Source organism: Photorhabdus temperata, from assembly GCF_025384845.1.
In the GTDB taxonomy this organism is placed as follows: Bacteria; Pseudomonadota; Gammaproteobacteria; order Enterobacterales; family Enterobacteriaceae; genus Photorhabdus; species Photorhabdus temperata.
Genome location: NZ_JAJAFX010000017.1, coordinates 78,993 through 92,891, shown reverse-complemented (window position 1 = coordinate 92,891; position 13,899 = coordinate 78,993). Strand labels below are relative to the sequence as shown.

Here is a 13,899-nt window from a genome sequence, read left to right as displayed (position 1 = left end):
CCTGAAATAAGGATCATCCTAACGGTATGGCTATTTATCTCAGCGAAGAGCAAAAACAACAACTCATCAACCTGCATCGAACGTGCAGGGATCGTCATATCTGCGATCGCATACGATGCGTTTTGCTCTCGGCTGATGGATGGTCTCCCGATATGATCGCCCGTTCGCAGCTTATCCACGAAACCACCGTCCGACGTCACCTCAATGACTGGCTTAATGAAGCCAAGCTAAAACCAGAAAATGGCGGCTCTCAGAGCCATCTCAGCGAAGCGCAGACAGCAGAACTCATCGCGTATCTGACTGACAATCCTCAGCCCACCACTCAGGCTGTCATTCGTGTTGTCGAAGAAAGGTGGGAGAGTCGTTACACCATTCCCGGCATGAACAAATGGCTTCACCGTCACGGGTTTACGTACAAAAAGCCGGCAGGTATTCCGCATAAATTTGACGCAGAGAAACAGCGGCAATTTATCGAAAAGTATGAAGAATTGAAGCAGACCGCCAGTGACCATGACCCTATTTTGTTTATGGATGCGGTTCACCCGACGCAGTCAACAAAGCTGAGCTACGGCTGGCTGCGTAAAGGTGAGCGAAAAACCGTTGAAACAACGGGCAGCCGTACCAGAATGAACATCATCGGCGCGCTCAATCTGAACGATATCGCGCGTACAGTGACCCGTGAATATCAGCAGATTAACAGCGAGACGGTTTGTCAGTTTTTCATCGCGATACGCCAGACGTATCCTGTCTCGCAGAAAGTGCATCTTATACTGGATGGAGCGCCTTACCACCGGACATGGCTGGTTCAGGACTGGGCGTTTGTGATGAATATTGAGTTGCATTATCTGCCGCCTTACAGCCCGAACCTGAACCCGATAGAAAGGCTGTGGAAGGTGATGAATGAGCATGTGCGTAACAATCGCTACTTCGCCACCGCGAAAGATTTCAGAGCGGCGATAACCGGATTTTTTGACCGCACGCTACCCGCGATAGCAGGGGAATTAAGGCATCGTATTAACGACAATTTTCAGATGCTGAATCCTGCATCTTCAGGTTAATTAGGTATAGATGTTATAAAAAAAGAACCAATAATCAGATGAAAACTTTGTATCTAGGTACCTTATGAGAATATCACAAATATTCTCAATAACATTGGATTTTCTTTCTTTAGCTTTTTCATCCGAACAGTTAGATAAATCGAAGTCGAATTTCTCATTCATGTTTGTTGCGTTGGGTAAATAATCTGTAGCATAATGTAGTGAATAGAAAGAGCAGTCTTTCCTCGTTTTCAAATTATGTTTATGTACTGCACTTGCCATATAAGATATCTCATTATCTATGCTATTTATTCCTATACGGTCAAATATCTGCTTTTGATAGTATATCTCTTCTGAAACGCTGGGTACAGATACATGTTTACCAGTGCAAACTTCAGGAAATATTGACTGTAATTCTTTTTTATCTAAAGTTATTCTTGATATCATTTGATCTTTGTCAAATATAAAGAATTCGTTAGGTGAAAAAATCTTATTATATAGGTGTGATTCAGAAGTTAAACAACCTAGTTTTCCTATATAGATTATTTCCTTATAGCCAAGCTCCAATAGGAGCTCAACAAGGAAATATGATAAGTTACCCCAAAAACTGAAATGTATACCCAGCAAGTCGAAGTTTTTATATTTTTCGAGTGAAAAATTAATCCCACAAATTTTTACCAAGACTCTCTTTTTTCTAGATAAAGAACTTGATAACGATGTGAAATCTCCAATAATAATTATATCTGCGTCGTTGTTTTTTGGCAGCTCCGAAGCCAACTCTTTTATGAGTTTTGACTCTTCACTTTGGCTGTAATCTAACTTTACACTGAATTCATTTTTGCTATGTGATAAGTGATCTCTTATCATTGAGTAGTAATGCTCCATATAATCACGCCCAGGAGTGGTTTTTAAATAGGCTTTCCTAGTCATGTCTTTTTCATATATATATAATTCTGGCCTTATATAGTTATGTCTTTTGTTTTTCTTATTATTTGTTTTTTTTAAAACCAAAGTACCTTCGGTCATGAACTGATTATTTGAACAAACAGTTAGGGATTTAACTGAGTACATTCGACATGTATCTATAATCCAACAAACCTTACTGCTCAAATAATTAATATATCGATAAGACATGGAATGTAGATTACTTATACCATCAATAAACTGGTTTATTTCAGTTTTTTTTGAGTACATGATTATACCTCATTCAATACATTAAGGGATTAGAATATTTGTGACTTTACAATATCGAATATTTCTGTTGGGCTTTTTTCATCTACGTTTATCTTGTAAGTGTTAAGTTTTTTCACCTCATTAATGTAGCTATTAGATACTAAATTTTGATATTGGATAAAACCATCCATAGTTATAGAACTTCTTCCGTCCATTAGACCACTTTCAGAACTCTCAAATTTTCCTTTACGGAGTGCTGCATTGGTTATGTCAATATCAAGAAAGATTATTTTATCTGGTCTTGATAAATGTTGAATTGACTTATTGAAAGCACCAATATCAAAATTAGGTTTTAAGTTAAAACGAGCGATATATTTTGTAATCCAATTGTTGACTACGATAGTATTTCCTTTGGCTAAGTTTGGTTTAACTATGCAGTGATCAATAACGCTAAACCATGACGATAAAAGAGAGAACCAATGCTCATCCCCTAGTAACCACATTGGAGAATTTGCATCATAGCGCCACAGTACATCACCTATATTTGCCATATGACTAGCTATATATTTGTGTTTAAATTCTGGATTTTTTTTATCAATAAAAATCACTTTGTCATATTGGTACTCTAAACAGTGTGACTTTAATCGGTTAAACAAAGTACTCTTTCCTGAACCATCAACACCTTCTATTGATACAAACATTATTTATTCTCCTATCAAGAAAACTATATTGTGGATATATATCCTTATTATAATATAAAAGGAGTAAATTGATTTTAAATAAGCAACTCATATTCAACTACTGATAGGCCCGAGAATTTAATTAAATAATCATCTAGTGTTGTACCGGTTTCATCACAACATTGATCATAACTAATGATGTGTCTATATATTTTATAAGGGCCAAGTAAATGAATTGCAGCTAGCAATGATGATTCAGTGATATTGGTTGGAAGATCTTTAATACCTTTCATATGTTCAGTTAATAGGGATAAGTCCTTATTTTTCAATCTCAATAGTTCACATAACCTATCTACACCATATTTCCATATGTTATATATCAAAACTTTTTGCTTATATGGTATAAAAATATCTTCGAGTGAGTGAATGTCGTATTTTCCAGTAAATAATCCTTTCCACTCGTTTACACTAGTACAAAAGAAATTTTTTTTGCAGTCATTGTGAGTATATTTTTTTATTTTTCTACCGTTCGACCAGACTTCATCTCCAAAAACATGGTCATAATAGCAAGGTAGACATTCTTCATTATAAGTTTCTTTTTTGGGTATATATACTCCTAAAGAGTACAAAGCTGATTCACCAATCTGTATCCCAATAAATCCCCACGCATTCACGACCCTATAGCATGCTGAAGCCAAATATGAGGTATTGAGCTCTTTTGAAATATCAGCAATACCTAATGCCTCAAAATACTCTCTATATGTCATATTCTTACGTCTTGGTTTTCCATTAATATCCCTTACCAAATTTCCTGGACTAGAAACATCAAAATAATATATTGAATTTATGTCTAGTTTTCTTTTATAAATTTCTGATTTATTAGGATCCAAACCAGACTCTTTGAGTAGTAATTCGGTGAATAAATCTTCAGATATATATCCCATTTTTTAATCCTATGATAATTTATAGAGTTTTACATACTACTTGATTTGATATATTTATCTCATTAGTTAAAAAGCCAATAAAAATTCTAATAATTTTTTTAATTTCGTCTCTGTTATATTTCTCATTTGAATAGTCAAAGCTAATAGCTGTGGAATGATCTTCTATCAGTACTCCGACACCTATATCTGTAATCCTATAAGCACCGTTGTCACATAGCGCTGTACTATTAATTGGAGGTGATATGAAATTTAAATTTTTAAACCATTTAGTGTAAGTTATGTTTAAGCAAATAGAAGGATACCTTAATTTTTCAGGAGTTGTCTTCTCAAAAGAAGCATTTATAATGGAAGAAAGATTTCTTCCATACAGTGTATTTTTCAGGAGCTTATTGGAAATATCACTTGTACAATATTGGCCACTGATGTTGGGGGTTACAATGAATGGTCTTAATTCATTTAACCATCCGATAGTTTTTAACGGGTTAATACCTTGTAGTGGCTCTCTGCCATGTGAATTTATCCCTATATATAGACCAGTATAACCGAAAAACTTCTCTACCGTTAAAGCTAGACATTTTACGATTACTTCAGGTGTAATTTTACCTGAGCTTATAGAGTTGATCCTCAAGTCTATAATTTCAGACGTTAATTCCAGGTGTTTTTTCTGCGTTGAAAATCTTTTCTGTTCGATTTCCTCAATATTACATTTTTTATAAGCATTGATAAACTGATCAAGATAATTTGTGGTTTTTAGATTGTCATTTTTTCTAGCTGAGATATATCTATATATGTTATTTTTATTGTAGCTGTTCACATTGATATCGTGTGATGATGATAAAATTTCAGCAATAATCCTATTAGAAATTGCATCAGAAAAATAATGGTTTATTTTGAACCAAAAGTGAATGGTAGTCTTTGATATCCGTTTAAACATTACTGAGATAGCATCCACTTCTTCATGTGATCTTCTTGTTGTATCTGCCTCATAGTTGAATAGTCGTGAGTATGCAATATGCTGAGTAGACTTTTGTAGTTCAAGATTATCAGTAATAAGATAAGAGTAAAACAGCTCTGGAGCTATGGCTTTTAATATGTTGATATTTCGTTTAATGCAATCAATAGGATCTAATGATTCCAGTTTGTAAACGGATGAATTAGAAACCCAGTTATGAAATTTGGCTTCTCTTCTTTTTAAAAAAGTTTCTCTATTGTATAGGATTCCTTGATATAACATAAATACGTGACCTTAATTATTGATGTGTTTTTTCTTAACTAACACATTTAATTTAAATAAGTGGAAAGCTAATGCAAACACACACAGTACAAAAATCATACTTTGATTTATATTCAGTGCAGTCATAGCCGGTATTATCATAGAAGATATACACCCAGAAATCCCACTTATAATAGAGTAAGCAACAACACTTCGATCTTCGTTAATTGAAAAAAATTGTTTTTGTTTTAGGGGAATCAAGGGAGATAGCAGTGATATAAAGAATAAAGACAACCAAATAAAATAATCTGATTCACTAAAAGTAAGAAATAGGAATGCTAACAGTCCGAAGAAAGTGCTAAAATATAAAACACTTATCTCGTTGATTCTACCTTTAGCTAATATTCTGTCCGTTAAGAATTGAACAATAATACTTGAAATAGATAAAAAAGTCATGGCAAGTGCAGCTTCACTTATAGCCCACTTCCAAATTTTTACCAGCATATAACTGAGATATATAGGAATTGTCGCTTGTACAATCAATAGAAGGATTAAAGATATATCTAATATATTTATGCTTTTAAATGAAGTAGATGCCATCTCATTTATTGCTTTATAGTTTGGTAATGGGTTACTAAAACTAGTTATGATTAAAGAAAGTGAAACTATTATGGCTACAAATAAAGTTTGTTCCACTCCGGAATATCTAATAAAAAAACTAGAAAGTACACTTCCGATTGTAAATCCTATTGTGATGAATCCTGACAATTTTAGAAAACCGTCTTTATTAAGCTCTGAAAGATGTTGCATTATAATGGATTGTGACTGACTAAAGGCACCACAGATAATTCTTCCAATAAACAAGGAGATAATGTTTTCTGATGTATACAAAATTAACATTTCAATGAAACTCATCAAAACACACAGAGTATAACTTTGACCTTTAATATATTTATTTAGCCAATATACTATTATTGGAGATAAAACCATTCTAGAAATGAAAAACATTGTTGCAGATATCCCAATGATAACACCTGGATTTTGCATAATGTTCTTCTCCATAATAATAAATGGGTAAAGATTAATAACAGAAGAAACTGTTATTGATTCGATAAGGCAAAGAAAAAAATATTTATATTTCACATTCGCTTCTTAAATATTTGTAATGGTTTATTATCTGAGCTTTAGCTTTATTATGTTTTTTGAAAAAACTTTTTTTTTCTCTTAGAAGTTTTTTACACTCTAAAGCTCTATTTTTATTATTGGCAGATGAAGTCAATTGGTTTTTGTTGTGTTTCATGACTTCTATAAAGCATTCTGGTATTGAAAAAGGCTTTGAATTTGATTGCAGTAACCTTAATATCAATTCTGTGTCTTCTATATATTTATAATGTTCATTAAAAAAGCCTATTTCCTCTAATTTTTTTCTTCTACATGTAAGTCCGTACCCTGTACCAATAGACAGAGCATCTGTTATGCTTTTTTCGGTAATGATTTCATTGTTCTCGAAAACTATTCTCCCTGTTTGTAATTTACCATCACTATTAAGCTCATAGAGCTCAATGCCACAGAAGTAAAACTCATCTTCATTTCTCCTTTTATCTATTAGCGTTGCGAGTTGTAATAAATATCCATCTTTCATTGTGTCGTCATCATCTAAAAATGTTATGTATTCCCCTTTGGCCTCTTCACAACCAACGTTTCTGGAGAAAGCAGCACCTTTTTCTAAATTCTTTTCAATGACTTTTACTCTATTATTTAAAAGTGGACCTGACATTGGAATACTTTTTTTGAAATCATTAATCACAATTATTTCAAATTCTATAATACCTTGTTTTAAAACACTATTGACTGATGATTTTAATAATGTTGTTCTATTGAAGGTTGGGATAATTATTGAAAACTGGCACAAAGTTGCTTACCTCCTCTATTTATACAACCTATTAAGCTAAAGTCTGTTTTTGAGAAAGATCACTTTTCTTTACCTATTAATATATATACATTTTTTTAGTTATTTTTAAATTAAATAATAGCTACCGCACTGAATATGTTAATTTTTTAAACGCAGCTGTTTATTACCATTCATACTTAGTACTCCTTTACGGTTAATTAAAATAAAAATTATTATAATGGGTAAAATCTATAATTAATAATTATCTTCTTCAGTGCTCCTTTTACAGTAATTTATATAATCTTATATTGGATAAAAAAGAAATTAAGGTCTAATCTATAATTTAAATTAATATTTCAAGATCGATCGATAGTAACGATCGATCTTGTATTTATATCGTTTAATTATAAAATAATTTAAAGTTTTAGAATTATTTATTAATTTTTGTGAAATTTTAGTTATAATAGTTTTTTGTTTTTTCTTGTGTTTTATTTAATAATGTGATATCGATTTTAATTTGGTGTTGATTATCGCCGAAACTCAGTGCAACCAGTTACGGGTTATAAGCGATCTTGATGACTCACCTATCCAGCAGGTTCATACTATTTTTCAGACAGTATTGAGATTGGTTTATAAATCTAGTGGAATGCAGTTGGTAAGTTGGAGCAAAGTTGGTTGTAGATTATCTGTAACTTCCTATGGGCATGGTTTGGAAAGTCAGCCTCCGTGATCGTGAGATTTTCAACGAGTTTAATGGTAAAAATCATCATGATCTGGCTCATAAGTTTGGTGTTTCTATTCAATGGATTTACAGCGTAGTGAAGCGTATTCGAAAGGAGGAACTCGATCGCCTGCAAGGTAAGTTATTCGATGACGAGTCTGAATAGGCTAGGTCAAACTGATTGAGCTTAGTAAAATTAGATGGCAAACTAAGCATGATTCTTGTTTGGTCTGCCTTTCAAATACTGAAAAGGATTTACAATTGAGTCTCCATAACTTCCAACTTAGTCCAGGTTTTTCCCATAATTATCTTTCAGTTCCCTGTCAAATATCTTACTTATGGTCAAGCCGGTGAGGTTGATGTCCGTGTTCTGGCTATAAATGACTTTCACGGTGCGTTGAAAGCTCCGGGTCCAAACAAGCCGGGGGGCATTGAACATATGTCCACGCTGATTAAAGAACTGAAAAAAGAAAAACCTAACAATATCGTGGTTGGTGCCGGCGATATGATTGGCGGAAGCCCATTATTGTCTTCCATGTTCCATGACGAGCCAACGATAGAAACTCTATCCAAAGCAGGCCTGGAAGCAACAGCGGTTGGTAATCATGAGTTTGATAAAGGTAAAGACGAGCTGTTGCGTAAACAGAATGGGGGTTGCCATCCGGTGACGGGTTGTCAGGGACCAAATTCATTTACCGGTGCGAAATTCCAGTATTTGGCTGCAAACGTAACGGTTAACGAAACAGGTAAGACTCTGTTTCCTGAATATGTCATCAAAAAATTTGAGGGTATTCCGGTTGCCTTTATCGGCCTGACTCTGGAAGGTACGCCAGAGATTGTGACGCCAAAAGGAACCGCAGGTCTGAGCTTTGCTAATGAAGTTAAGACGATTAACGCCTTGGTGCCTGAGTTACAGAAAAAAGGTGTTAAAGCAATCGGGGTGTTGATTCATGAAGGTGCTGAACAGAAACATGATGGCGGCAATATTGATGTCAACGCCTGTAATGAGGTAACCGGTAAGGTGGTGGATATTGTTAACCAACTGGACAAAGAGATTGATTTTGTCATCAGTGGTCACACGCATCAGGCTTATAACTGTGTGATTAATGGTAAGCCGGTCACGTCTGCTCAGGCTAATGGTGCTTTGATAACTAATCTGGATTTGAAACTGGATAAAATCACCAAAGATGTTGTTGATTTCGAAGCAAAAAATATTTGGGTAGATAATCATAAATATGGCAAGGATACAGAAATCACCAAGATGTTGGATGCATATGAAAAAATAGCAACGCCATTGGAAAACCGTGTGATTGGTAAGTTGGATCGTAATTTGAGCCGGAAAACCAATAGTGCGGGTGAATCCTCTCTGGGGAAAGTGATTGCGGATGCTCATCTGTATACCGCTGCGCCTGAAGAGAGCGGCGGCGCTCAAATTGCGTTTATGAATAACGGTGGTATCCGTGCTGATCTGGTTGGTGGTGATGTCACTTACAATGCTATTTACACTGTTCAGCCATTCTCTAATGTATTGCTGACCAAAACCTTGACTGGTGAGCAAATTAAACGCCTGTTGGAACAACAATGGGATCGTTCTGAGCCGCAAATTTTGGCGGTTTCGAGTGGCTTCCAATATCAGTGGGATAGTTCTAAACCAATAGGGGATCGTGTCATTATCAGTTCCATGAAAATTAACGGCAAGCCTGTTAAATTAAAAGGGAAATACCGTGTGGTGGCTAATGAATTTCTGGCAACCGGAGGGAGTAGTTTCTCTGTGTTTAAAGAGGGTACTGACCCTATATACGGTGTGCCGGATGTCGATGCTGTGGTGAAATATTTTGCTGAAAGATCACCCATTGCTTATCCTGAACAAGCTCGTATTGTTGATATGGGTGAAAAATAATCAACAACCTGTTTCGTTGGGTTATTTTGTTAATAATGCCCAATGAAATAGATCTTAAATGAATTGCCTTTCTGGCTTATTGAGCGGGATGTGGAAACGGGGAACAATGTTCTACCGTACCACATCCCGATTCTCCCCGTTTTATCCGCAGATCCCTAAAATAAAAATATTAAAATCACTTAAGCAACGAATTGATAAATAGTTTCAAGATCTGATGTTATAGAATATCATCAAGTTTAGATTTTAAATTGACCAATTTAGCCGTAACTTAACCAATTAAAACGTGGATCTATCATGACAAATAGAAATGTTACATGGTTAGTGAGGCCTGTAGGCTATCAGGCCATTTTGAAACGTTGCCCTAGCTGTGAGGTGAAAAAGGAGTTTTATCCAGCAGGTACATTCAGGGTTAATGCGCAAAAAAAAGTGTTGGATGTGTGGAACATCTATAAGTGCGAAAAGTGTGATTACACTTGGAATATTGATATTTTTTCGAGGGTCAATGTTAATAAATTAGATGGCGGCTTGTATGAACGCTTTTTGCACAATGATCAAGATGAAGTTCGACGATATGCCTTTGATTATCGGGTGTTGGCAAAAAACAAAGCTGAACTTGGCGATTCCCCTGACTTTATCATAGAAGGTAAAGAACTTCAGGATATGGCTCAAACACCGGCCGTACAGATTACGATTCAGCTTGAATATCCCATTCCCATCAGACTTATCTCAATTCTGACGAAGAAGTTTTCGTTGTCACGTAGTCGAGTAACTAAGCTCGTTGATCAAGGCGCTATTCAGGGGGTAACTACAATTGAATTAAATAAAAAGCTAAAGCGTGATATCACTCTTAGCATCAATGTTAACGATTTATTGCAAGAGTCTGATAATAATTTTGTCTGAATTAATCTGGTTTCCCGGAGATGACATAAAAGTAAGAATGGATGAGTGAAATGAATATTGTAAAGAAATGGTGGGTGCTTTCTACTGTTTCAGCTGCGTTATTGCTGGTCGCTGTCGATATGACAGTATTGTATACGGCGCTTCCGAGTCTGACTCATAGTTTGGACGCAAGCACAACGGAAAAGTTATGGATAGTAAATATCTACCCTCTTGTCGTCTCTGGGCTGTTGTTGGGGGCGGGTACTTTGGGAGATCGTGTCGGACATAGGCGGTTGCTGATTTGTGGTCTCATGATATTTGGATGCTCATCCTTGATGGCAGCCTACTCTTATTCATCGGAAATGTTGATTGTTTCCCGGGCATTGTTGGGGGTCGGGGCGGCAACGATGATGCCTGCCACACTGTCGATTATTGCCTTGACATTCGATGATGAAGACGAGAAATCATTCGCAATTGGGATCTGGGCAGCAGTTGCCTCTGGAGGCGCGGCAGTAGGGCCACTTATTGGGGGCTTATTGCTTGAATATTTTTGGTGGGGATCGGTGTTCCTCATCAATGTTCCTATTGTGATTTTGGCATTAATTCTGTCGTGGTTGTTTGTCCCAACCTCTAAGACAGATTCGTCTCATCCGTGGGATCTTGTCGGCTCATTGCAGATCATGGTTGTCTTGATCAGTTTTGCCTATGCCATCAAGGAGTTCGCCAAGCGAGAGCCCTCCTATATCGGGATACTTGTGACTTTCACTTTGACGGTGGGGTTTCTGCTGTTATTCATTCGACGCCAGAAGCGAAGTGTGCATCCGTTGATTGATTTCGACATTTTCAAAAGTCCGGCTTTTTCGTCTTCAGTCATCGCTGGGTTGGTGGCTTCCGCCTGTTTGATGGGAATTAATCTGGTTTTAAGTCAGCGTTTGCAACTTGTATTGTCATTAACACCCTTGCAGTCGGGGCTCTATTTCTTGCCATTCTCATTGGGCGCAATTGTTGCGAGTCCTGTGAGTGGTTGGGCTCTTCCTCGTTTGGGGAGTGCTCGATTGCTCATTACATCTTTGTTGATGTATGCCTTTGCCATACTTGCACTCATGGCCAGTTTTTCAGCTCCCTTGCCTTTGCAGATAATTTGCTTCTTTGTGCTAGGAACATGTCTCGGGGCAACAATGACTGCTGCGTCCAGTACTATCATGCAGGCTACACCGCCAAATCGGGTAGGTATGGCCGCGTCAGTTGAAGAGGTTTCCTATGAGTTGGGTGGTGGATTGGGCATTGCAATAATGGGGAGTATCATGTCGGCCGTTTATAGTTATACCCTTGAGCTTCCAGCTGATTCTCCAGTTAATGATGCTGCCAGAGATGGTATTGATGGCGCTTTGATAGCTGCGCAAGGAATGGCGCCTGATGCTGGTTTGGCTCTCGCAAACCTTGCCAGGTCAGCGTTCGACGATGCAGTTTTTTCTGTGATGGGGGCCGCATCCCTGTTTCTTCTGGCGATGGCTGCGTTGGTATGGTTTAATTTTCGCCGCTCTTCCTGAGTGACTCCTCTCATTCTTCGATTCATCATTGCGTAATTGAATCAAAGTAGATGGTATGCAACCTGGTGAAATAGGTGAATAGATTGATTTCGCAGGTGCTTTTTAATAGGAAGCCACATTTTTGTGGCTTCTTCTCTTTTGATCGGTGAGTGCGCTTCGATGTATATGGGGTTTCTGACGGGCTGATTGGCTTATCACTCGTTTTTATTAAAAAGAGTACTTATTTGATAGTAATAATATCTTAATTATTCTGGTTTAGTTCAAATATTTGGATTGATTCGTGGAGGTTTCTTTTTTTATTGCTACTTTTAAAATCGTCACTATGTTGTTTATGACTGTAGTAAATGGCGCTAATGATCATTCCATGTAGGGTAGGCAAATTATTACTTCTTATTTTTTTACTCTGTGTGTTCGCTTTCTCTGGTAGTCAAAAGTAAACGCTGTGTTATCCAACTAGCTTGTATGCAGGATAGTGTGGAGTCGGCACAACGTTTTAATTTTCGTCTCCGCCCGTAGGGCTTGTAATGGAAAGGTGAAGGTTATGCGTGTTCAGTTAGGGCAGTTATATGACTTGCGATATTCGCTGGACATTGATCAGTTATGTGTCGGTGAAGTATTAATGCCCTTGGAACGATTGGCGCCTGCTCATCTCAGGGTGGCGATTGAATACTTGTTGAATAAGTATGCTGTTCTGAGAGCACGATTTATCGGTAATGGAATGAATATGGAGATGGACTTTGTACCTCCCAGCAGCGAATTGTTGCGCCAGGTTTTTGAAGTCAGAGAGCCAACAGGTAGTCAAGATGATCGCCGGCGTTTAATATCAAATTATATCGCTGAAGTTAGAGCCACTATGAATGTGGCAAATCCTCCACTGTTGCGTTATTGCTTGTTTGATGGCGATTGTGCCCGTGAGCAAAGGTTGGTATTGATATTCAATCATCTGGTGTGTGATGGCATTTCCAGCCGGATTTTATGGCGGGATCTCTCAAAGGCGTACAGAATGTCTGTGAATGGTCAGCCTCTTAATCTTGAACAGACCACTAATTATGAGCAATTTTGCGCCGAGCTGCATGAACGGCATAGGCAAATCGCAAAAGCGGCTATTCCTGATATTAAACAATCAATTGAAAATACTACACTTAATATTCTTGGTGAGCGATGTGTTGAGTCACTTCCCATTAGCCGATTAGCCGAGGCTATCACAGAAGTCAGGCAGCTTGACGATGAGGCTTTAAAGAGGATACGCCTGTTGGCCCAGCAACGTCGTGTCAGTGTTGCAGATTTGCTGCTTGGTAGTTGGTTAAAGGCCCTGGCGGCGGTTTTCGGCAAAGGCAATCTGGATATGCTCTTGTGGGTCAGCCCTCATTTTGTTGGTAACTGGGAAACCTCAGTTGCTAATCTTGTCGGGTCAGTATCATTTCCAATCACAGTTAAGTTTCATATTGACCCGAACCTATCACTGGATAATACCCTTCAGCACATGGTGCAAGAATTGAATGGCGCTATGGAAAAAGCGGCGGATTATGCGGCTACCTACTTTGTGCCTGATTCTGCATTTGGGTGGCCTGAGCTTCCTGCGATTTCTTTCAATTTCGTTGGTGATCAACGACGATCGCCCAATATTATTGGTTATGAACTGGCTCCTGAAAAAATACGTATTGGGAAGCCAGATGAAGATGCGCAAGATGTACCATTGAGCATGGATATAGAGATATATGCCAGCGCTATGGATGTCACAATATCTTCCAGGCCAGATTGTAATCTTCAGTTTTTACCCTCCCGTTTAATGATCCTTTGGTTAGAAATGATCGGCGAGTTTGGAACTGAACTGTCGTCTTACTCTGGTTATCAATAGCATACCCTACCGTTTTTCGTCTTTTATGGTTTCATCAGTAGCACTGTTGTTCC

General features: G+C 37.4%; 11 protein-coding genes and 1 pseudogene. 6 read left to right on the top strand and 6 right to left on the bottom strand.

Going from position 1 to position 13,899, the window contains the following annotated elements:
- The first annotated feature begins 26 nt into the window (after window positions 1–26).
- Window positions 27–1,058, top strand: a complete 1,032-nt coding sequence (locus LGZ99_RS08755; protein WP_262979037.1) for an IS630 family transposase — start codon at window positions 27–29, stop codon at window positions 1,056–1,058.
- Here the strand turns inward: LGZ99_RS08755 and LGZ99_RS08750 are convergent, their stop codons facing one another.
- The 6 genes from LGZ99_RS08750 to LGZ99_RS08725 form a co-directional block, all read right to left on the bottom strand.
- A complete protein-coding gene (locus LGZ99_RS08750; protein ID WP_262979036.1) occupies window positions 1,059–2,063 on the bottom strand; it encodes a hypothetical protein in 1,005 nt (334 codons plus the stop codon).
- Window positions 2,064–2,260: 197 nt separating this feature from the next.
- On the bottom strand, window positions 2,261–2,911 hold the full coding sequence (locus tag LGZ99_RS08745) for a nucleoside/nucleotide kinase family protein (protein ID WP_036837895.1): 651 nt from the start codon (window positions 2,909–2,911) through the stop codon (window positions 2,261–2,263).
- A gap of 74 nt (window positions 2,912–2,985) precedes the next feature.
- The gene (locus LGZ99_RS08740; protein WP_036837893.1) at window positions 2,986–3,834 is read right to left on the bottom strand and encodes a hypothetical protein; all 849 of its coding nucleotides are present in this window, start codon (window positions 3,832–3,834) and stop codon (window positions 2,986–2,988) included.
- A 19-nt stretch (window positions 3,835–3,853) separates the two neighbouring features.
- Entirely contained in the window at window positions 3,854–5,068 is a 1,215-nt protein-coding gene (locus LGZ99_RS08735) for a hypothetical protein (RefSeq protein ID WP_036837891.1), read from the bottom strand.
- A 12-nt stretch (window positions 5,069–5,080) separates the two neighbouring features.
- The gene (locus tag LGZ99_RS08730) at window positions 5,081–6,190 is read right to left on the bottom strand and encodes an MFS transporter (protein WP_036837888.1); all 1,110 of its coding nucleotides are present in this window, start codon (window positions 6,188–6,190) and stop codon (window positions 5,081–5,083) included.
- Window positions 6,180–6,959 carry a glycosyltransferase family 2 protein gene (locus LGZ99_RS08725; protein WP_036837885.1) on the bottom strand — a complete coding sequence of 260 codons (780 nt, stop codon included), beginning with the start codon at window positions 6,957–6,959 and terminating at the stop codon, window positions 6,180–6,182. Before LGZ99_RS08725 ends, LGZ99_RS08730 begins: the two co-directional genes overlap by 11 nt.
- Before the next feature lie 674 nt (window positions 6,960–7,633).
- Here LGZ99_RS08725 and LGZ99_RS08720 point away from each other — a divergent pair.
- The 5 genes and pseudogenes from LGZ99_RS08720 to LGZ99_RS08700 form a co-directional block, all read left to right on the top strand.
- Window positions 7,634–7,825: pseudogene (locus LGZ99_RS08720) on the top strand (Mor transcription activator family protein); the annotation flags it as partial.
- Between the two features lie 135 nt (window positions 7,826–7,960).
- On the top strand, window positions 7,961–9,559 hold the full coding sequence (locus LGZ99_RS08715) for a bifunctional metallophosphatase/5'-nucleotidase (RefSeq protein WP_051769290.1): 1,599 nt from the start codon (window positions 7,961–7,963) through the stop codon (window positions 9,557–9,559).
- A 294-nt stretch (window positions 9,560–9,853) separates the two neighbouring features.
- Window positions 9,854–10,459, top strand: coding sequence for a DUF1062 domain-containing protein (locus LGZ99_RS08710; RefSeq protein ID WP_023045697.1), 606 nt, complete (start codon window positions 9,854–9,856; stop codon window positions 10,457–10,459).
- A gap of 50 nt (window positions 10,460–10,509) precedes the next feature.
- The gene (locus tag LGZ99_RS08705) at window positions 10,510–11,988 is read left to right on the top strand and encodes an MFS transporter (protein ID WP_036837932.1); all 1,479 of its coding nucleotides are present in this window, start codon (window positions 10,510–10,512) and stop codon (window positions 11,986–11,988) included.
- Window positions 11,989–12,529: 541 nt separating this feature from the next.
- A complete protein-coding gene (locus LGZ99_RS08700; RefSeq protein WP_051769287.1) occupies window positions 12,530–13,846 on the top strand; it encodes a condensation domain-containing protein in 1,317 nt (438 codons plus the stop codon).
- The last annotated feature ends 53 nt before the right edge of the window (window positions 13,847–13,899 follow it).